Origin of the sequence: Cyclobacterium sp. SYSU L10401 (assembly GCF_010993705.1) — a bacterium.
Taxonomy (GTDB): domain Bacteria; phylum Bacteroidota; class Bacteroidia; order Cytophagales; family Cyclobacteriaceae; genus Cyclobacterium.
This window is the reverse complement of record NZ_WOFO01000002.1, coordinates 666,440-687,642: the sequence shown is the minus strand read 5'-3', so window position 1 is coordinate 687,642 and position 21,203 is coordinate 666,440. Positions and strand designations below refer to the sequence as shown.

At 44.8% G+C, this 21,203-nt stretch carries 18 protein-coding genes; 3 read left to right on the top strand and 15 right to left on the bottom strand.

Translation table 11 applies throughout. From position 1 onward, the window contains the following. Positions 1-161 precede the first annotated feature (161 nt). The gene (locus GL182_RS07725) at positions 162-1,382 is read right to left on the bottom strand and encodes a glycoside hydrolase family 18 protein (protein ID WP_240469730.1); all 1,221 of its coding nucleotides are present in this window, start codon (positions 1,380-1,382) and stop codon (positions 162-164) included. Between the two features lie 263 nt (positions 1,383-1,645). Between GL182_RS07725 and GL182_RS07720 the strand changes: the two genes are divergently transcribed. Next, positions 1,646-2,260 carry a DUF2911 domain-containing protein gene (locus GL182_RS07720; protein WP_163379057.1) on the top strand — a complete coding sequence of 205 codons (615 nt, stop codon included), beginning with the start codon at positions 1,646-1,648 and terminating at the stop codon, positions 2,258-2,260. A gap of 313 nt (positions 2,261-2,573) precedes the next feature. Here GL182_RS07720 and GL182_RS07715 read toward each other — a convergent pair whose 3' ends face one another. The 6 genes from GL182_RS07715 to GL182_RS07685 form a co-directional block, all read right to left on the bottom strand. Further along, on the bottom strand, positions 2,574-4,127 hold the full coding sequence (locus GL182_RS07715; RefSeq protein WP_163379056.1) for a sulfatase: 1,554 nt from the start codon (positions 4,125-4,127) through the stop codon (positions 2,574-2,576). Between the two features lie 39 nt (positions 4,128-4,166). Further along, the gene (locus GL182_RS07710) at positions 4,167-4,424 is read right to left on the bottom strand and encodes a hypothetical protein (RefSeq protein WP_163379055.1); all 258 of its coding nucleotides are present in this window, start codon (positions 4,422-4,424) and stop codon (positions 4,167-4,169) included. A 557-nt stretch (positions 4,425-4,981) separates the two neighbouring features. After that, positions 4,982-6,067 carry a porin gene (locus tag GL182_RS07705; RefSeq protein ID WP_163379054.1) on the bottom strand — a complete coding sequence of 362 codons (1,086 nt, stop codon included), beginning with the start codon at positions 6,065-6,067 and terminating at the stop codon, positions 4,982-4,984. Between the two features lie 230 nt (positions 6,068-6,297). After that, entirely contained in the window at positions 6,298-6,726 is a 429-nt protein-coding gene (locus GL182_RS07700) for a DUF1801 domain-containing protein (RefSeq protein ID WP_163379053.1), read from the bottom strand. 9 nt (positions 6,727-6,735) lie between these two features. Next, positions 6,736-7,716, bottom strand: a complete 981-nt coding sequence (locus GL182_RS07695; protein WP_163379052.1) for an NAD(P)-dependent alcohol dehydrogenase — start codon at positions 7,714-7,716, stop codon at positions 6,736-6,738. Between the two features lie 231 nt (positions 7,717-7,947). Beyond that, positions 7,948-8,376, bottom strand: a complete 429-nt coding sequence (locus tag GL182_RS07685) for a hypothetical protein (protein WP_163379050.1) — start codon at positions 8,374-8,376, stop codon at positions 7,948-7,950. A 446-nt stretch (positions 8,377-8,822) separates the two neighbouring features. Here GL182_RS07685 and GL182_RS07680 point away from each other — a divergent pair, with 446 nt between their 5' ends. Further along, on the top strand, positions 8,823-10,397 hold the full coding sequence (locus GL182_RS07680; RefSeq protein ID WP_163379049.1) for an alpha-L-arabinofuranosidase C-terminal domain-containing protein: 1,575 nt from the start codon (positions 8,823-8,825) through the stop codon (positions 10,395-10,397). A gap of 379 nt (positions 10,398-10,776) precedes the next feature. Here the strand turns inward: GL182_RS07680 and GL182_RS07675 are convergent, their stop codons facing one another. The 7 genes from GL182_RS07675 to GL182_RS07645 form a co-directional block, all read right to left on the bottom strand. Then, a complete protein-coding gene (locus GL182_RS07675; RefSeq protein ID WP_163379048.1) occupies positions 10,777-11,412 on the bottom strand; it encodes a sulfotransferase family protein in 636 nt (211 codons plus the stop codon). A gap of 93 nt (positions 11,413-11,505) precedes the next feature. Further along, on the bottom strand, positions 11,506-12,510 hold the full coding sequence (locus GL182_RS07670) for an NAD(P)-dependent alcohol dehydrogenase (protein ID WP_163379047.1): 1,005 nt from the start codon (positions 12,508-12,510) through the stop codon (positions 11,506-11,508). An 84-nt stretch (positions 12,511-12,594) separates the two neighbouring features. Then, on the bottom strand, positions 12,595-13,023 hold the full coding sequence (locus GL182_RS07665) for a nuclear transport factor 2 family protein (RefSeq protein ID WP_163379046.1): 429 nt from the start codon (positions 13,021-13,023) through the stop codon (positions 12,595-12,597). Between the two features lie 72 nt (positions 13,024-13,095). Then, on the bottom strand, positions 13,096-13,494 hold the full coding sequence (locus GL182_RS07660; protein WP_163379045.1) for a RidA family protein: 399 nt from the start codon (positions 13,492-13,494) through the stop codon (positions 13,096-13,098). Between the two features lie 153 nt (positions 13,495-13,647). Further along, complete coding sequence (locus GL182_RS07655) at positions 13,648-16,086, bottom strand: TonB-dependent receptor domain-containing protein (RefSeq protein ID WP_163379044.1); 2,439 nt, start codon at positions 16,084-16,086, stop codon at positions 13,648-13,650. Positions 16,087-16,216: 130 nt separating this feature from the next. Then, positions 16,217-16,735 carry a nuclear transport factor 2 family protein gene (locus tag GL182_RS07650; protein WP_163379043.1) on the bottom strand — a complete coding sequence of 173 codons (519 nt, stop codon included), beginning with the start codon at positions 16,733-16,735 and terminating at the stop codon, positions 16,217-16,219. Between the two features lie 611 nt (positions 16,736-17,346). Further along, positions 17,347-17,892, bottom strand: coding sequence for a hypothetical protein (locus GL182_RS07645; RefSeq protein ID WP_163379042.1), 546 nt, complete (start codon positions 17,890-17,892; stop codon positions 17,347-17,349). Positions 17,893-18,323: 431 nt separating this feature from the next. On the opposite strand from GL182_RS07645, the gene GL182_RS07640 reads away from it, so the two are divergent. Next, complete coding sequence (locus GL182_RS07640; protein WP_163379041.1) at positions 18,324-19,088, top strand: ion transporter; 765 nt, start codon at positions 18,324-18,326, stop codon at positions 19,086-19,088. Positions 19,089-19,230: 142 nt separating this feature from the next. Here GL182_RS07640 and GL182_RS07635 read toward each other — a convergent pair whose 3' ends face one another. Continuing rightward, a complete protein-coding gene (locus GL182_RS07635; protein WP_163379040.1) occupies positions 19,231-20,859 on the bottom strand; it encodes a potassium channel family protein in 1,629 nt (542 codons plus the stop codon). Between the last annotated feature and the right edge of the window lie 344 nt (positions 20,860-21,203).

Here is a 21,203-nt window from a genome sequence, read left to right as displayed (position 1 = left end):
TCCTTTATGCCAGGCGATTTACGGTTCAAAACACCTTCCTTCCAGGACCTTATTATCAGTAGTTTTCTCCAGATTCAGAAAGGGCATGAACAATCCCAGGCACCACTGCGGGGACATGGGTGCTTCATGACACCGCCTAAAAAATAGGGATCGAAACTGCTTCACTCTTGTGCGGCCTTGTAAATGGCGTCAAGGAGGCTGCCGGCTTCTTTGGTATCATTGCCTAGTTCCCAAAACATCAGGCCCCCCAATCCTTTGGACATGGCATATTTTGTTTTAAGCCTGACGGAAACTGTATCGTCATAGGATACCATGAGGCTGTCTGCGGCATGATACATATAAGGTGCTTCCGCAGTGGCATCCCAGTAGCGACGAAAATTATTGTCCGGTTCATACCGCTCCCGGATTTGATGATAGGCCAACCAGCCAATGTGAATCCCACCACTACGCTGATACAGGCCATTGTTCTCAGGAGGGACGCCTTTCCAGACACGCCCGTAAAAAGCACTTCCAATTACTATTTGCTCGGGGGCTACCCCTTCCTCTATCAGAAAATCTACAATTTTCTGTGCTGAACGCGGATGCGGGTCCCTATTCGCACCGACCTTGTACAAGCTATCCAGGTAATCATGAAAGGGCGTACCCTGAATGTCTTCACTGTGTACCTTTCCCAGTGGGGTATGATGACCTGTATATTCCGACACACCGGATACCTGGTCATAGGTCATGACATTGGTGTAATCGGCATATTTCATCACTTCATTTACCTCTATATGGTTATAGTATCTTTTCCAGCCGGCAGAGGCGAAGGTCAGTAGCTTGGGTGCATTGAAACTGTCCAGCATCTCCCGCAGGCCTTTCATCAAAGCAGTGAAATTTCGGGTATCTTCCTCGCGGGCTTTGGTACCGGCACCTGAAATTCCAGGATATTCCCAGTCCATGTCCATACCATCAAGCGCATATTTATTAATGAATTCCGCTGCGCTTCTGATAAATTTTGAACGGCTCTCTTCCGTCAGTGCCATGTCTGAAAATCCATCGGCACCCCAGCCACCACAGGCGATCATTACTTTGAGGTCGGGATTGCGTTGCTTTTGACGCACGAGGGCTTCCAGTTTTGGCCCTGCCACATCAGGGTTCCTGAATTTCATCTCCCCGTCAATCACATGAGTAAATGAATAAATGATATGAGTAAGCTTTTCTACCGGGAGCTCTTCCGGCTTATAATCTTTCTCCGGGACATAATAAGCCATTACCAGGGGGTTGTCTGGTCCCGGTGCAGCTGTTTGGGTTTCATCAGCAGAATTACCTGATGGTTGGGAACAGCTAAATAAAACGATTAAAAGCGAGATCGGAGATAGGGTTGCGTTTTTCCAGTTCAATAGATTTCTATTAAGTCTTGAGTAATCAAGAGGTGTTTAGGTATGTTTTATTTTTTCTATTGGCTAAAAAAACCATTTTTTCATGAAGGAGAAAACAATGCCGCCAATATTTTAAAATTCAATCATTTGTTTTTTGAGAAAAGGTGACTTATTCCAATGCTAATGGGGTATGGCCGGGTAATTTTACTTTGAAATTCAAATAAGGCTGGATTTTCATGGGGCTTTCGTATCTTTCCTGCTTAAACGCTCAAAATTCCAAACTTATGAAAAATTCGAAATACCTTTATTTGACCAGCTTGTTTACCTTTTTACTGATTTTTTCAGTTTTTTACCAATCCCATGCCCAGTTGCAGGCCCCGGCTCCCAGCCCCGCCGCTTTTGTATCTCAAAATGTGGGTTTCACCAAAATCAGTATAGATTATTCTTCTCCGGGGGTGAAGGGCAGGACAGTATTTGGTGAATTGGTTCCTTATGGGGTGCCCTGGAGAGCCGGTGCCAATGATCCCACCACCATCGAATTCAGTACTGCGGTAAGTGTCGGCGGAGTGGCACTCAGCCCGGGCAAATATTCCGTTTTCATCACGCCCGAGCAATCCGGTGACTGGACCATTCACCTCAATGGCAAGGGAAATGCCATCTATGCGTACATGCAGGGTGAAAATGTAGATGCTGCCGCCCTGGCTAAGGACGATGCAGTAGCCATCCAGGTAAGCCCCGTAATGATGGGGGACAATCAGGAAAGACTTTCTTATGCCCTATCAGCAGAAGACAATAAGGTGGCCAGGGTGACCTTTGGATGGGAAAAGGTAAGGCTTTCATTTATGGTGGATACCCAGGTGGATCAGCAAATGGAAACATTCAAGGCAGCATTTGACTAAATACCTGACGGCTTTATCGAAATAGCATAAAAACCATGAAAGAAACCTCCAGCCGGAGGTTTCTTTTTTACCGGAAAGGACCAGGCTGATTGAATTCAGCTATTCACGGTACTGCTTGCCGGAATAAAACCTCAGTAGCCAGGTGATGATACCTGTTGGACCATCAAATTTCTTATTTGACAAAATGAATCGCTTTCCCAAACTATGGCCATCTCAGGACCTGTCGTTAGAAAGCCCTGCAGATTGGAGCCGGTATGGAAAACGTCCATTCCATTTCTCCCGGTTCAGTAAACTAAAGGTGAAGGGGTACTGACTAGAACGATTCAAAGTTATCCTTTCTTACCTGTCCTTCCGTGTCAATGGAATAGCCATCGGGCGGCCCTTCTTTCCAGCTCATTTGTGGCAACAGGTCCAGCAGTACTTTTCGATGTTCTTCGATGACTTGCGCATTTTCTTTTTTATACGCAACATTATCCCATTCATTGGGGTCATTTTCGTGATCGTAAAGTTCTTCCAGATTGATTTCCGGATAATAAATATACCGGTACCTCATGCTCCTTACGGCATGTCCCGTGACCCCATTCGGTTTGGGGTTGGGAAATTTATAACTGGATACAACCGGGGAAGTCTCGGTACCTGGGTCGTTTAGTTGGGGTACCAGGCTTTTTCCATCCAGGTGGGCAGGTTGTTCAAAGTCTGTCAGATCTACCAGGGTGGGGTACAGGTCCATCAGGCTCACCGGTTGGTCACAGCGGGTCCCTGCCTGCGCCATACCGGGCACGGAAATGAGTAGGGGTACCCGGGTGGACCGTTCCCAGAGGGTAAATTTTTCAATGTTGTCTTTTTCGCCCATGTGCATGCCATGGTCAGACCATAACACTACAATGGTATTTTCCGCATAGGCTGATTGTTCCAGGGCATCCAGCAATCGTCCCACCATGGCATCGGAGAAGGTGATGGAGGCGGCATAAGATTGGATGATTTTTTCCCATTGCTTGTTGTCCAGTACCCATTCCATGATAAAACGCCGGCCATGATCGAAGGCGTCTTCCAGATCGTCCTTTCGGCGTTCCGGCAGGACAATGTCTTCCAGGGGATACATGTCAAAGTATTTTTGGGGAACTTCCCAGGGATCATGGGGTTTCCACATGCCTGCAGCCAGAAAAAAGGGTTTGTCATGTGATTGCCCGAGTTGGTGACTTGCCCAGTCCACGACATGGTAGTCGGCCATTTTTTCATCCGGAACAGGGATGGCACCCCAGGTCCACCATCCGTTTGCCCCGCCTCCAGGCCTGTTTTCGTTGTCTACATCCTCCGGATAAATGACTTCGTCTGGTGCCCGAATCTGGAAAGGATGGGAAATATAGGGACTGGGGTAGTAAAAATCCCAGTTGGCCGGTTCTACCTGGCTGGTGGGGGTCCAGGGAGGTGCCTGACTGTGGTAAATTTTACCCGCACCCAGTGTTTTGTAGCCATTTTGCTGAAAGAATTGCTCCAGGGTGACGACTTCCCTTAGTGCCTCAAATTCCCGCCACTTCGGGCCATCGCCCCAATACACGTTTTCTGCCCCGGAGCGTGCATGGTGAACCCCGGTAAGGATGGCTGCACGGGTGGGCGCACAGGCCGGTGCCGGGGTGTGGGCGTTGGTAAAAACCATGGAAGAAGCCGCCAGCCGATCGATGTTGGGCGTATGGATTTTCATGCCGGAGTGTCCGGCTAAAAACCCCGCCCAGTCGTTCATATCGTCAACAGCGATAAATAGGATGTTTGGCTTTGTTTCAGTCTTTTCCTGCGGTGCGTCGCAGGCATGGAGTAGCAGGACCGATGCTACCAAAAGGAAAAGGCGGGTGGGAGATAAGGTTCTCATGGGGGTTTCTTTATATTCTCGTTTCTGAAATAGTGACTATCACTCCGAAAGGTGACTTTTGTAACTGCCTATCGCAAAGCAAGTAGATACTTCCCCATTGTTGAGGTTAAGCACGGGGGCAGAGCTGGCAGAATAAACCTGCTGTATGGTACCCCAATAATGTTCCTTAACAGCCAGTTCACCGGGTGAAAATGCTTGGTATATGGCAGATAAGTCCTCGAAGAATGTTCCGTATCCCTGGTAGAAAATACTTTGTGCAGAAAAAGCTCCTCCTGCCAGAAGGGTGGCGTTTATCAAAAAAGAACGTCTATTTGATTTTGTACCCATTGCAAAATAATCTATTAGTGGTTAAGAAATAAATAAAATTAAAAATAGGGCAAAAGACCCATTTAATCAAAATTTCACCTGAAAATTTTGGGGTAGATTCCTGTTCAGATGAAAAATAGGATTTATGAGGTTCCCCCCGCCTGTTTTAGCCGGAGAAAAGAATATCCAGCGTATAGGAAAACAAATGGCCTACAATCAGGCCATTGATTTTTTGAATATTTAATGAGTGTTTTTAAACAATTAAATCAATCCCAGATGATGAGACAGTGACCTTAATTGCCCAGGATTATAAAAATAGAGAACGTGGAGGAATTTTAAATCCAATGTATGATTAATAATGGAAAAAGCAGGTTATTGGATTTTAAAAAAATATTCAGCGACTGGAATATTTCAAAAGAGGACATAGAATATCAACTTTTACAAAAATTATTGAGGCCGGATTGGGTAAGCAATTAAGATTGATAGTGGAGTAATTTGAAATGATGGGGGTTTACCGAAGGGCATTTCTGAAGAAGATTTAAAGTTCATCAATCAAATGCGATGCTCAAAGAGGTTCCAATAAAGAAATTGCTTTGAGTGGGAACCTGTTGGCTGTCCAGGAAAATTTCATCTCTCCTACTACTAAAGGTCCTACCTTCTACCCGCCAGAGCACATTTTCCATTACCTGCACATCCAAATTCAAAGAATACCCAAAGGTTTGAAAGCCACTGCCGGTTGAAATGATCACTTCATCTTTATCTGAATAGTACTCCGCCCTGGCGGAAACAGCCAGCTTTTCGGTAGGTGTAAATCGCCCTATGAGCACAGGCGAATACCAATGATGGTAATCATTGCTACCTTTCGCCACTTGCTGTGCACCCATATCAAAACCAGCGATCAAACCAAATTTTTTACTGATTTGAAATTGACCATAGAAATTGTGAAAATACCGCATCTGCCGTGTACTGTCCGGCGTGTCGCTGCCAATAAAGGAACTGCTGTTGAGCGTTACCTTATCATTTGGCGTCCAGGTAAGTTGATGGCCAAAAGCAGGGGTTTGGTTGCCAGGCACCCGTTGTATGCGCTGCCAGCCATTAAGGAGTAAGCCACTAAGAAACCAGGCTTCATTATCACTGGTATATGAAACTTTTGCCCCGGAGAGATAGTAAGGGGAGTTTTCCGCCAAAATACCCCGTGTCATGTTCCAGCAATTGGCCCCTATGGCGCTTTCAAAACCAATATGAGAGCCAAAGATGCCGGCATCGACCCAGAGATTTTTTGTTTTGGATATTTTTACTCCCGCATTGGCTTCAAAGATGTTTTTCAATACACCGGGTTCGGCCGCAAGATTGGCATTGGCATAGGTACCTGCCATCAACGCCAACGTTCCCCTTACCTGATCGTTGTCATAGGCGGCCTGAATGTACCCGAAGTTTAGACTTACTTCGTTGTGCCGGTTGAATGAATAAAGGAAATCGGGTCGATTGTGGTCCACGGGCTCGCCAAAATCGTACACGTAATAGGTTTCCAAATACCCGCTAATTTTCAATGGGTTATCACTTGAGCTGGTCTGGGCAAAAATCAGGTTAACCAGGCCAAAACTCATTGCGATTGAAATCAATATTTTATTCATGTCGTTTAAATTAAACCTTGTACAATGTAAGATTTTTTGAAGCCCGCTTTCATAATTATCAGAGCCATCATCTTACACAGATTAAAAAGCTCCAAACAAGCGGCTACTTTTGTAAAGTAACCAAGCAAATACTCGGTAGGAATGGAATTGCAGCCATTCTATTCATTGATCGGTTCAAAATTTAAATTTCTGGAATGGTAAGGCTAAAATGTAAAAAAGGTTTTTTTAAATCAAATCCCCAAAGTCAGTTGGTCTTTGACTTTGTGGTACCTTAAAGCCGCTTTGATGCATTCTTTTAGTTCCGGGACCGGGATTTGCTGGTTTATTGCAAATATAATGGCCCGATTTCCCTCGTAGTGAAAGGTACGGTCAAAGACCATTCGAAAGGTATCCACCAGGCGACTCGTGCATTGGAAATACAGGGCATACTGATCCGGGGCTTTTGCTTTCCAATCCATTCGGATGGTGCTGCCCTTTCTGGTCCGGTAGCTTGGTTCCCCCCATTTCAATGTCTCTTCCAGCTCGTCAACACCCTCCGTTTCTTCGGCCGTTTCGAAAATCAATTCCCGTAAAAAAAGCATTTTATTACGAACGGGGTCAGGATATTGGGCAAATACCCCCTTTACGGTTGGGTTTGTTTTTCGTGCCAGCTTTTCCATGGTCTATTTTTATTCAGCATGTCCCAGACTGATTACCACCTTGCCCTGATGCTTTCCCTCACCAAAATACTGAATCAGTCTGGGGGTATCCCCGAGTAAATAGGGCCCGTCAATGAAGATCTGAATCTTCTTTTGGCTAAAGAGTTCCAGGAAATAGTCTAGATCTTTATTGGGTTTCAAACTTACTATTTGAAGCTTTTTGGTGGAAAATAGGGATAGTATTTTGCCAAAAACGAGCAGATTTATCAAGCTGGCCGGTTTGCCACCGATCGTAATGTATTTTCCGTTCGTGGATAAGGCCCGTAAGTAGGACCAGGGATATTGGGCGGTTTTGCAATCCAGGATCAAATCGTAGGTCTCGCCCTTCTTTGTGAAATTGGTCTTCTTGTAATCAACCACAAAATCATAACCGATTGCCTTCATTTGCTCCAGTTTTTCTCCCGAGTCAACTCCGGTTACCTCGCAACCCTCCAGTTTGGCCAGCTGAACGGCCAGGCTTCCTACCCCACCTCCACCGCCGTTGATAAGGATTTTTTGCCCTTTTTTAAGTTTTCCATGGTCCCGAAGCGCTTGCAAAGCGAGGCAAAATGCATGGGGTACCGCCGTGGCTTCTTCGAAACCCAGGTTCTCTGGTTTTTTGATCAAAGCATTTTCATCTATACAGATGTATTCAGCAAAGGTCCCGAAACCATATTCCGAAATATCTCCAAATACGGCCTCTCCAACGGCAAATTTTGTCACATCCGATCCGACTGCATCCACCATTCCTGCCAATTCCATTCCTGGAATTTGCACCTTGGGTCGAAACAGGCCAAATAGCAGTCGGTACAGGTAGGGTTTGCCGCGTACCAGGCTCCAATCGTAATCATTTATGGCGGTAGCACGTATTTTTATCAATACCTCGTGATTTTTGGGAATGGGTTTCTCCACCCCCCTTACAGCAAGCACTCTTTCAGGATTGCCGTATGTTGTAAATTGGACCGCTTTCATAGGCGTAGGAATTGGTTGTTGTTATCTTTCGATTCAGATTCAGTGTACATCTCATTTCATCGCTGTTATTCCATTTGATGCGATTTCCAACCACGCCGCCAGGTTCCGGTCTTAGAAATGTGAAGAGGGAATGCGTATGTTTTCCATTCACGCAAACTTTATCCGACATAATAAAACTCACCCCATAGTTAAGCTGGCAAGACGCTTCGTTTCGAAATCATAAAACATTTTTTAGGTTCCATTTTTATTTTTCTGAGTCCATTTATTGAAAGCGCCGGTGGACCAAAGGGCCCATACAACCAATACAGGTTGGAAAAATAGCCGTATCAATCGTTTTTGGTCGGTATCCAAGCCAAAAGCATCGATACCATTGGTGTACTGAGATAGGTTTCCAGGGAAGATAAGTACGTAAAAGACCGCCAACGCAATCCCCACGTAATAGATATACCCGGTTAAAAAGATCATAGCAAGTCCCAGCGATATTTCTACCAAGCCAGAGGATATGACGACAAAATCCATAAACGCTGGATCCTCAGGTAACCATCGTGGAACCTGGGCCAGGAATTCCTCCCGTTGAAAAGTCAAATGACCCAGTCCTGCCAGTACCATTAGGCCACCCAGCAGGATTCTCATTAGGTTTTGAATAAGCGTTGTTTTCATTTTGACTATCGTTTAGGATGAATTCGTTTACGATAGAAATGTACCCAACATTTGCCGCATGATCAAACCGATGTGAATCATTTACTGAAAACCTTACGTCCGCCCGCGGATTTAAGCCAGGTAGTGGTTGGCCGCTCCCAAAGCGACATCTATGGAATAAATTGGCCAAAGCGCAGGTGCATGGGGTAGGTGTGCAGCGCCTCCAACCTACAGGCCAGTATCCATGATCACGACATATTTAGTTCTTTAATGCGTCCTGGTATTTTTTCGTTTGGGCTGTTGCGCTCCTCATTTTTTTGTGGATTATTGAATTTTTATTAATTTAAAACGATGGCAGGTATGCAGGTTTCTTACCTATTGGCTTTTCCAATGATCACTGCTGCTGCTTTATTGCCGAAATCGTAACCTATCCGTCCGTATATTGCGTACACGACCCTATTTCAAAAATGAGTATCAACCGAAGAACCTTTATTAAATCCGCTGCTTTTGCCGGAGCGGGATTAGCAGCTAGCCCGGACTTGTCAGCCGGCGCCAGGTCTGTTGTCGTTAAGGCAAAAGAGGGAATCGAAATTGATCCCGAGCCTACCTTTGCCTTGTCTCCTTATTTGTACATGCAGTTTATGGAACCCCTGGGCCGCACCGATGGGTCGGTAGAGGCCGCGTGGGATTTTAGTAAACACGCCTGGCGGGAGGACGTGCTGGAAGCCACCCGGGAGCTGGCGCCCAGTATGGTGCGGTTTGGTGGTATTTTCAGTTCGTATTACCGCTGGCGAGAGGGCATCGGTAAGCGAAGCAGTCGTGTACCCATGCAAAATCTACTGTGGGGCGGGTATGAATCAAACCAGGTAGGCACCGCAGAATTCGTCGACTTTTGCAGGCAGGTGGGGGCCGATCCGCTCATGTGCGTGAATTTTGAGTCGGAAGGCAGTCCCGGATGGTCGATTGACGGTATGGGTAGCGATCGGCGGGGTACCGCTCAGGAAGCAGCCGAATGGGTGGACTATTGCAACAATCCAGACAATTCGCTGCGAAAGGGCCACGGTATAGACGGTCCCTTGCAAATCCCCTTCTGGCAAATCGGTAACGAAACCTCCTATGCCAACGACCGTTTCCACCTGGATACCGCCGTTCAGAAGACACTGGCGTTTAGCAAAGAGATGCTTCGGGCAGATCCGTCTATCAAACTGATCGGCTGGGGCGGTTTGCAACGATGGGGTGAAGGAAAAGAAACCTTCTGGGCCAGGGAAATGATCGAGCGTGCCGGAGAGCACCTGGATTACGTGGCGTTTCACCACATGTTCAATCCCTACGGCAGGGACCCAGGCAACCCCTTGAAAGGAGTAGATTACCGGAAAGATCCAGCCCGAACCTGGGAATACCTGATGAATGCCTGTGCCTACCACGAGAAAAAAGTAGTTGCCATGCGGGAACAGGTGGAGCCCTACCAAATGCCCATGGCCCTGACCGAGTGCCACTACAGTTTTCCGGGCAGAAACCGAAACGAGGTGATGTCCACCTGGGCCACCGGTGTTTCCTATGCCCGCATGGCAAATTTACACGAACGCCACGGGGACCTGCTCAAGATCGCGACCATGGCGGATTTTTGCGGCACGCGCTGGCAGGTCAATGCCCTGATGATTCCTATTCCAAGATCCTACGGGGAAACATTCCTGATGCCCGTTGCAAAAGTGATGAAACTCTACAGAAAGTACAGCGGCACCAACTATTGCGCAACCACACAAACGCCCGCCTACCTGGACGTTACTGCAAGTAAAAAAGGGAATACGTTGTTTGCGCACGTAGTCAATACGCATCGATCTTCGCCCGTAAAAACCACCTTATCTCTAAAAGGGGAAACGATAGCCTCGATCAAGGTGCACGAGATGGCAGCCGATCCGGAGTTTGAAGTAATCTCCCGGGAGCCCGACCCACTCCAAATACAAACAAAGGAGGCACCTGTCGACGGAAAATGGACCTTTCCTGCTGCTTCGGTATCGGCAGTTGAAATCCAACTCGTGTAACGGGGGCCGTAGCGCCCGGCTTAGCCACCCGCTACTAGCCCGGACGGATGCTGGCGGTTCGGGGACACACAGGCTTCACAAGATCTGCCCTATCCCCGAACACAAAGTACGTTTTAAATAGCAGCATCCCGGCATTGTAATCCGAGGAATCCAAGGCCATCAGATACAGGTTAATGGCTTCTAAATTGGCATGCTGCCAGGACAACCATGGCCAGCTGTCTTTTTGATAGGGCCAAGCTTCTAGAAAAAGGCCTTGGTAATTACCAACAGCTGAGGGGTTATTTTTTTGAATGATTTCCTAGCCGATACTACCCGAAACACGTGCAGTAGTTCCACCTTACTGATTAACTTAGAGCTGAATTTTCTTGTTTGAGGGGCATCAAGATGTTGGCTTTGTGGCAGCATTTACCAAATCCCAGAATTCTTCCCGGTTATTGGTGCGGGGAAACGCCGTATCGGGGGCCTCTACGTTTAAATACCCGCACAATGGTTCCCAGCCTTCCTTTACCTGATATACCAGCAGTTGTTTGGGTGGGATTAAATCCACGACTGCTTTATTATGTGCTTCGTATCTTTCTGCCAGGCCCTCAAAATCAAGGCCAATTGGAAAACCTGATTTTTCAATCACCTTCACCACCATGTTGAGCCATTCCTGAACGGGTGCCGGTGCGTTTTCCCGCTCGGTAAGCAATTTGTAGATCGTAGAACCAAAGCTTTCTGCCCACGATTCTTTGCTCCGGTGTGTTAAAATAAATCGAGCATTCGGATACGTTGCATAAAGCTCTTTGTAAAAGGCAGCGGTAGGCCAATCCACGGCACTTTGCATGCCTTCATAAACGGCGTCAAAGTCGGTCGGATGATTCAATGCCTCATTCCAAAGGGGCAGTTGCACTGGCATGTTTTGCGCCACACGCTCCATGTGGTGGCAAGGACCCAGTTGCAGTTGTTCCAGTGCTGTTTTCAACGAATAGGTGCCGGTTCTTCCCAGACCTAATCCAATAACTTTCAATTTCATAAATATTTTTTTGTTTACTAACTACCTAGGCTAAATCGGTTTTCGGCCTACCCGTTTTTGAAAATTCTTCCAATGATAGGATAGTTGAATCCCCTAGTTTTTCAATACAATTCGGAAACGGGCCTTCCCAGATTCCAAATGTTCCAGGGCTTCGTTGACCTGTGACATGGGGAATTCTTCTGTAATCGGATAAATGCCATGTCTAACACAGAATTCCAGCATGGTTCGTGTCAGGGCCGGGCTTCCAAGAGGGCTACCTGCGACAGATTTTTCTCCCATAATCAAGGAAAATGCAGGTATGGCCATCGGTTCCAAAACCGCTCCCACATTGTGAAATTTTCCTTTTGGGGCTAAAGCGGTCAAATACGAATTCCAATCCAACGTAACATTGGTCGTATTGAGAATGAAACTCAAACTTCCGGCGATTTTTGCCAGTTCCTCTGGATTTGTGGAATCCACAACCTGTGTGGCCCCCATTTCCAGGACGGACTTCTTTTTATCAGGGTTGGAGCTAAAAGCAATTACTTCACAGCCCCACTTGTTCAGGAATTTGAGTGCCATATGGCCCAGGCCCCCGATGCCAATGACACCAACTTTATCAGTTGCTTTGACTCCGGCTATAATGATCGGATTAAACACGGTAATGCCACCACAAAGCAAAGGGCCAGCCTTATCCAGGTCGATACCCTCAGGCAGGGGAATAGCCCAGGACCAATGGCTACGCACATGGTCTGCAAAGCCACCATGTCTGCCACCAATAGTGAATTCGGCTGCAGTGCACAGGTGATGGGAGCCATCCATACACTCATGACAGGCCATGCAGGATCCCGATAACCAACCCACACCGACCTTATCCCCAACTCTCACATTTTTTACTGCATTGCCTGCTGCGATCACCTCACCAATAATCTCGTGGCCGGGGACAATGGGATAGGCCGTCATTCCCCAGTCATTGTTCATCATACTGAGATCTGAATGGCAGATTCCGCAGTTAATCACCCGGATATCGACTTGTTCAGCACCTGGTTCTCCTAATTCGTAAGAAAAGGGGGTTAATTTTTCATGGGGGCCGTTGGCGGCATAAGCGGATACGTTCATATTTTTTATTTAGTTTAAAGTGTGGACAAGGGTGATGGCGGATTGGTATAAATTAAATTCTTGGATTTTAACCTAATTGATTTTTTACTCAATTAAGGCATCATGTAATTTTTTCGTATCCACATATTGTTGAAAAGCAACCACTTTCCCGTCTTTCAATGTCCAGAAATGGGCCACTTGGGCATTGTATGTTTTTCCTTTTTTGGTTTTGGCATCATAGCGTAAGGTGGCCAATACTTTGTCATTAAACATCTCGTGCAGCTCGATATCCTTCAAATTAAAATATTCATGTTCCTCACCAATGCGGGCAAAAACACCATTCAGCACCGCATCTGGTCCTTTATATGGATTGCTATCTGCATAGGCATTGCCTTCAGCCTCATTCCAAATGATATTTGAATCCATCATTCCCAGAACTGCGGGAATGTCGCCAACGGCAAAGGCCTTATAGAGTACATCTATGACAGCCTGATTTTGGGTGGCAATTTTTAAATCATCTTCATGTGTTTTCATAAAAATCTTTCTTTTTTTAATGGTTAAGTTACTTTTTAACTTTTCCAAAGTTCCAAACTTTGGAAAAGTTAGTTATTGTGGTTTATGTACTTCCAATTCAATTTCGATCAGAAATTCAGGCAATGCCAAACCTTTGACCTCCAACCAGGAACCTGTCGGAAACTGCAGGGTGTAGATGGAATTGCGGTATTCGGCATGTTCCAAAAAAGCCTGCATATCGGTCGTAAATACATTCTCCACCACCACATCGTCAAAGGTGCAGCCGTAGTGCGTTAGTACTTTGTCCAGATCAGAATAACAATTTTTCATTTGTTGAAGAAAATCACCCACTGCGGTGGGCCCACCTTCGTCGTTCATGCTGACTGCTCCGGATATTTTGATGCTGTTGCCAATCTTGACGGCGTGGGAATATCCGTAGGCTTTTTCTACTTCAGGTCTTAGGTTAAAGTATTCTGGTTTATCATTATTCATTTTTTTTATTTAATAGTTAATGATAGAAATTAGACGCTCATAGTTGTATTAACTAAAATTATCTTTTTATTTTTTGAAATGAAACCCATCAAGGATGAAGCCACCCCATTTTTTGTCCGAATGCATCGATTTATTTTCTCAAGGAAAAAATGATCAATTGGTCACCCTTCTCTGTTCTTCCTGGGAGCCTACTTTTCGGTCTCTGGTTCCTTTGATTTTGCTATTACCAAACTTGTAGGTGTAGGTGGCCATAAACACCCTTTTTTCAAACTTGAGCCTACCTGTAATTTCCAAATCAGCACCATCGAATGATCTCCACCTGAGTTGACTGCTTTCGAGTATGTCGTTGCAGGATAACCTTAACACCCCGGCCTTTTGGAAGTCTTTTTGGATTCCCAGATTGAGAAAGCCCCGCGAAAGTACTTTGTAATATCCCATGATACTGGGAGACATATAATACCCCATCAACTCTATGGTATATTTTTTGGGAAGTGTAAAGGTATTTGTGAGCACTACCTGAATACCTTTCTGATCAACATCATAGGCCTCTCCATTCAGTTCTGAATTGACTTTCTGATAATTTGCCGTGAAGTTGTTTTGGGTTTCCCACCAGGAAGTCACTTTCAAGGGGAAAGCGACAATCATGGATACCGTCTGCCTTTGGTCGATATTTTCTGTTTTAAGGAATATGGTGTTGGTCTCTTCATTTAGGGTAGGTTGAAATTGTGCGATTACATCTTTATCCATGCTATGCTGCACCGAGAAAATCATACTCTTGTAAGAATAATCTGTTTTGATGTTGTTGGTGTAGGTAGGAAGTATATTTTCATTGCCGGCGAAAAAGGTAAAAGGGTCAGAAAAAAACACGAAAGGTGCCATCTCATTGAAAGTAGGGCGGGTAATCCTGCGTCCATAAGACAGCTGTACCAGGTTGTCATCATTTATTTTTCTGGATAAAAATGCCGTTGGAAAGAAATCCCCGTAATGCCTGTCAACGATTTTTTCTCCTGAAACGGTCGTCAGGTTGGTTTTGGTGTTCTCGTATCGTAGCCCTGCATTTAAGGTGGTTTTTTCATCAAATTCAATTTTTGCTGTGGAAAAAGCTGCCAATATATCTTCTTCGAGAAAGCCATCATTGGTGAAGTTTGGATCAACCAGCCAATCTGATCCAAGTTTCTCTTCGAAGCGCACCGTATTGGTAAATTCTGAAAAAGTAGCTCTGAGACCTGATTCTACGGCTACTGATTCCCCGATTTTCATGGAGTGGTTAAGATCTGTCACCCAAAGCTCAATTGGGGTATCCTTGGTTATTCTGAATTCCTCTGATCCGATCAAATCATTGGATTCATCATAATTCATAATGGTATACCTGGATGGGTTGGAATTTTTGTAGGTCAGGTAATCTACATTGGTACTGATGACCTGACCATTTTGGAATGTATGCTGAAGATTGATATTGCCCATGATATGACTCCATTTATTAACTTCTACCGTTGTCATTCTAAAAAGGGTATCCGGGGAGATGGAATAATTGGATTTTGTGACATTGGGTGCAGTCATATCCCAACGGTTAGTATAGCCACTGACCAAGCCACTGAAGATGGTATTGCTTCCCAATTTGTAGTCAAACCCTGCCTGATAATTGATGGACTTTCTGGTGGAAAACCGATCGGTATTTGTATCAATACTAATGTCTTCAAATCCGTTGTTATTGCCTCTAAATTGTTCCCATTCCTGAACCTGATCTACATAAGTCGTGGACAAAAGACCAAACCAACTGAATTTTGGCCCTTGATGGTTGAGATTGAAGCTCATATTGCCATTGTAGCCTGATCCATAGCCTTGTCCGATGGTCAGAGAACCGTTGGTGCCTATCATATCGTTGTCTTTTTTCATCACAATATTGATAAATCCGGCATCACCGTCCGCATCATAGTTGGCCGGAGGGACAGTAATGATTTCGATCTTTTCGACATCACTGGAGTTGAGACCGGCCAGCATCTGAAAAGCCGCCTCCAGGGGCATTCGGAACCGTTGGCCATTCATCAGGATAACCACGCCGTTTTTCCCTAAAACGGAAAGCGAATTACCCTGTCTGTTCACCATTACCCCGGGAGACCTGTCCAGCACATCGATGACGGACAAGCCCGCAGCAGAAACGCTGTTCGCTACATTGACCACCATTTTCCCCTGTTCCAACTCAAAGAGAGGCCGTGTGGCTGTTACCGTCACTTCATCCAGGTTCTGGTCTTCTTCCTTCAATAAGATAGCCGCCAAATCACTTTTTTCAGTTCCCAAAAAGGGGAACACCGGGGAAAAGCTTTTGGCATATCCCAGGATCGTTACTTCCACAAAGTATTGCCCTTTTGGGATGTCCGTAAATACATAGTTTCCGGAGTCGTCGGAAATGGCACCTTTGATCAGGGAGGAATCCGGCTCGTTCCTGAGCAGTACGCTGGCATAGGATAGGCCTTTTGACTGGGAATCAAACACTTTTCCCTGGATTATTCCTTGAGAAAAAACGCTGGAAGCCAATAGACAAAACAGTATGACAATCAATGGGACCTTCAAAAGATTACAATAAAATTTCATTGGATTAATTTTTTTTCAGCGGTAACACCTTCGAGTGTAGCAAAAAAACACCTCTCAAGCGGGAAACAAATCCCTTTGGTGATTTCAAGATCACCAAAGGAAATATGACATTATGAAGTTGGTGATTTACTCAATTAGCGGGAGGGGTCACCTTAAACCCCTGCGTTTCTAGAACATTGAGCATGTCATACCAATACCGAATAAATGTTATTTTACCATTTACGACTGTGGCGGCTGTATGATATGGAACCTCGATTATTTTCCCACTTGCCTTATTTGTAAGTGTGTTTGTTCCCCATGACAGGATCCATTCGCCTTCATTCCAATTGTTACTCACTTTGACAGGCAGATAAAGCTCTTGCGAAAGGCTGTGCTTGAATTGGTTGGTACTATTGGTGTAATATTCATTGTGCTGTGCCACAGTAAGGGAGTCCAGGCCTCCGCCCAAACCATAGATCATGGCTCCTGTAGCGAATTGAGCATTCATTGTGCCCACATCACCTGCTTGAAGTGCTTTCGTGTAGGTTTGGACTACTTCCATCGCTTTTGCTGCATTCTGAAATTCCAGCGTTACTTCCTGTGCCATTGAAATAGGGGTTGTCAAAATCAGCAGGAAGGCAGATGCTATGATTATTTTGAAAATTTTCATGGTAAATGGGTTTGATTGGTAAGGAATGGGAAAAGTTTATTTAATAAACTGAATATAAATAGATTAGCAGTGGTCGGAAAGAAGGGCAGGATGAAAGGATGGGTTTACTGTCCGAAGTCAATAGAATTCTTTTCGGGCCTAGATTTGAAGAACGGATTCTGAGCCTCATTTAGAAAAATAAAAATGGCCACATCAAAAAGCGGCGAAAAAATAAGGCCCGCTTCTTCCTCTCCAATATCAGGTTGGCAACCCTCCAAGGGAAAAGATTCCCTCCTGTATACCCTCCGAAAACAGAAAGATCATTATAACCGGATGCAAGTCAAAATCCATCAGCATGGGCAGGCGCTTGTACAGAGAAGCCCTGGTTCTAGAGGGCTTCCACGGGTGCTATACCATTGGCGAACTACCTGTTCGATATCCATCGTTTAAAATAACCAAAGTCAAGAGAGAACCCTTTGTATTTGACAACAGTAATCAGGGAGAAAATTTCATTTTTTGCAGGGTCAATTGTATGCTCTCCCCGAAAGCATTTATTCACGAAGAGTTTCAAGGTATTGGGCAAACGGCTCATTTACGCTAGGGCTTGTTTCCCGTACCAGCTTTCCCATGGTCTATTCTTGTTTGGTGGCCTTTTCATCAACAGTTGTTTTCAAAGGGTTTTTATTTTTGTCCCACGAATTCCGGTCGTATACGCCCGGTATCCCATGATCACCCTCTTTGAAATCAAAAGAAACATGATTTATTCCATGTAATTCAGTAAACGAATAAGTCGTGGAAACCATGAAACTCTCCGCACCAGCAGATCCCATTTGTTGTGTCAAAACTTGACTGTCAGGAATGGATATAAATGCCGTGTCATTTGAAGTTCTGATAAATTTAATTTGTACTTTCGGCCATGTTTTATTGATTATTTTTTCTAAAACCTCACCCGTTAACGCATTTCTGTCCACCCCCCGTAATTGGGTTACTTCAAATTCTTCAGTCTGCTGGTTAAAGTCATATCTCCAAATCGCTTCTGATGAGTCAAATACCTCTGAACGCTCTGAACGGAGTTCGCTTTTCTTTTCCTCACCACTTGAAGCACTCTCATCCTGCTTTTTCTCTTTACAGGCGATTATCAATAAAATCAGAACAAGTGAAATCAATTTAGTTTCCATACCTTATCAGTTGCTAAGAGTGTTTTGAATGGTGAATATATGCCAAAGATTTGACCCTTACAACGGCAAACAAGCCTGTGTTCCGTTTAATGAAATCAGCGCATGCACCCCGAAATAAATGGGACAGTATTAGTGAAAGCTTGCAAAAGTTTGGGCATATAAGGGGAGGATTTGCAAGGAGATACCTGTGCATTCGGAAATATTCTCGGTAAGATTTTTTTCAGGGTACCAGGTTCGCATCGGGAAGATGGGTAGGGTGCCGCCGAAGCTTTTCATGACATGATTCAGAAAGCCCTGAAAACCGATAGTTTTCTATTGGTCTTAAAATTGCAAAAGGTAAATGTAAACCTGTATTTTCACTTGTTAATGGCTTGGACATTGTTAATGAATAGGTCGTGGCATTTGTTCCTATCATTTAATCGACAAAAAGTATGAAACCTGAAATTAAAAGTGAACGGTATAAGCTGCTCAGAACAATAGAAAGCATTCTTGAATCCCCTATGATTTTTTTAGGATTTATTTGGCTAATCTTACTTATAGTTGAGTTGGTCTGGGGAAGAAACAGGACGCTTGAACACATTAGTTTAGGCATTTGGGGAATTTTTATTCTTGATTTTCTGATAAAAGTTTTTCTCGCCCCGGAAAAGCGATACTTCCTCAAAAAGAATTGGCTGACTACCATTTCTCTGTTCATTCCGGCATTACGTGTATTTCGGGTATTGAGGTTTGTCAGACTTTTACGTGGTCTCCGGGGAATCAGGATTGTCCGTATCGTATCTTCGCTCAACAGGAGCCTGCGTAGCTTAGGCAAAACCATGAAGCGCCGGGCCTTTGGTTATGTGATGATTGCTACCCTGATTGTAACCTTTGCTGGAGCTGCTGGGATGTATGCCTTTGAAAATTCGACCCCTGGCTTTACCAGTTATGGGCTGGCACTTTGGTGGACGGCGATGCGGGTTATAACGGCAGGTAATGAATTTAATCCCATGACTACGGAAGGCCGGGGTTTGGGCTTTTTAATTGCTGTTTTTGGATTTAGTATTTTCGGCTATTTCACAGCCACTTTTGCTACCTATTTCATCGGAAGGGATGCCGAGGAAAAGGAAGGCCCAATCGCCGGATCCATGGAAATTGAAGACCTGAAATCAGAAATAATGGCCTTACGAAGGACCATTGAAAAGCAAATAAATGCGTAAGCAGTTCCTCCTTCGAAATCTTTGTGCAGATGCAACTACCGAAGAAAATTTGGGGATGGGCTGCGACCTTTGGGTAAGGGTTCACAATTTGAACCCAAAATGGGGATGAATAGGCTTGTGACAGCCTGAAATTGCTTCAAAATCAGTCCATGTACTTTTCCTCGAAATTACGGATACTTTCATCGGTTCCGGCGATAATAACCTCATCCTGATCTTGAAACTCAAAAGTTTTGGGGTTCAAGGCGGAAATTTTTTCTCCGTTCCGGATGACGGCAAGTATGGTGCATCCCCTATCAGCTCGTATATCGCTTTTGGCCAGGGTAGTTCCAGATAACCTACCAGCCGGCAACTGCACGAGGTTAATCCGTTTTTCAGCGGCTAAGGACGTTTCGTCCTCAAATATGTTGGAGACAAGCATCCTGCCGCTCACTGTTGCGAGGGACTGAACGTAGTCAGCACCGGCATGATAGAGTTTTTTCACATTTCCAATATTATTGGCACGTACGATAATATGCATTTTGCTGTTCATGTTCCTCGCCAGCAAAGTGGCAAAAATCGCCATCGTATCATGCTGAATGGTGATAATGATGGCAGAAGCATCACTTACGCCGGCTTCCAGAAGAGTTTTAGTTTCACGGATATCACCGACAATGTGAACCCCTTCTTTTTCCTGTATGTCAATGACTTTTACTTCGATGCTCTTCGTCTTCAGTATCTCAAAAGCAGCCTTACCAGATAAGCCATACCCAACTATCAGAACCAGTTTCCGGGAAAATTGCCTGATGTTGGCTTCTGCCTTTTTATTGAGCTTTCCGAGCTCCTCTCTGTCTCCTGCGACAAGCAAACGTAGTTTGGATTTTAAAACCAGGTCAACAGGGACCGGGCTTTTAAACTCGCCGTCTTGCCAGGCACCAATAATATTCAGGTGATATTTATCCAATAAATGAGCGTCACTGATAGATTGATTGCAAAGTTCACTTCCTTCTTCTATGTCAATCTCTATCAGTTCAACGGTGCTATCAATTTCAATGCTATTTTTGATGGAGATGGCAGGAACCTGGCCAGCCAGGCTTTTTCCTATCAGTTGTCTTGGTGAAATGGTATGATCGGCCCCAGCCAGTTTATAATATTTTGCCATCTCTTCATCTTCAAGAACTGCAATTATTTTGACCGTTTTATGGATATTTCTGATGGAAAACAGAATGCTTATATTTTTGTCGGTGATTGAATTGAGAACGACGGTTTTTGCATGTGTTAACCCAGCCGCTTCCAACGTAGACTCCATCTCGGGATCGCCTACCATGACCTCCATGCCAGATCTCAAAAGAGCAATTGCCTTTTCCTCGCGCGATTCTACAATGACGTAGTCCTGATTTCGGGAAATAAGCTCTTTTACCAATACTTCTGCGTGGGTTGAATAGGAACAAATAATGACATGATCATTTTTAGTGACCTTGGTTGGAGGAGATTTTTCGAGTGCCCCCTTTAGCGAGGGGAGAAAAAAAACAGGGAAAGCTACGAAAACAAGTACCACACCCGTTAAATTCATGATAAGCACGAAGTAATTCAAGAAATCACTTTCCCAGGGTGAAAATCCTCCATAGCCACTCGTGGTCAAAGATTCTACTACTACTTGCAGGGCTTGGGGAAAAGTTACCTCCCGATGCTCAAAAATGCCCATGGACCACAAAAAAATTTCTGCATAAATCACAATGATGCAAGTCACCGTGAGGGCAGCAAAGAAAATTCTTCTTTTCAGGTTGTTGTGCATCAAATTTGTCCAGTGTTATTATTTAAGTTTGCGTATCGCCCCTCATCTTGCCAGTCTGGCTGGTAATTTAATAAATCATATAGAACTGATTCCCAATAATACTTCAATACTATTTTCGGGATCGGACTAACGAGCTGTCTGGAATTCGCCTTCAATAAAACTCTTTTCCATAGTGCTGCATACGTCAGAAATCGTGACAATCTGCTTATCCTTGCATGTACCTTTTGCTGGCAAACCAAACGGTTGAACTCCGGTTTACAGGTGTATAACGATCCTTAGAGGGCTATGATCGTGAATAAAATTCCACTACCCATCCAAAGATCAGCTTTGTTTTGGCCAGGAAC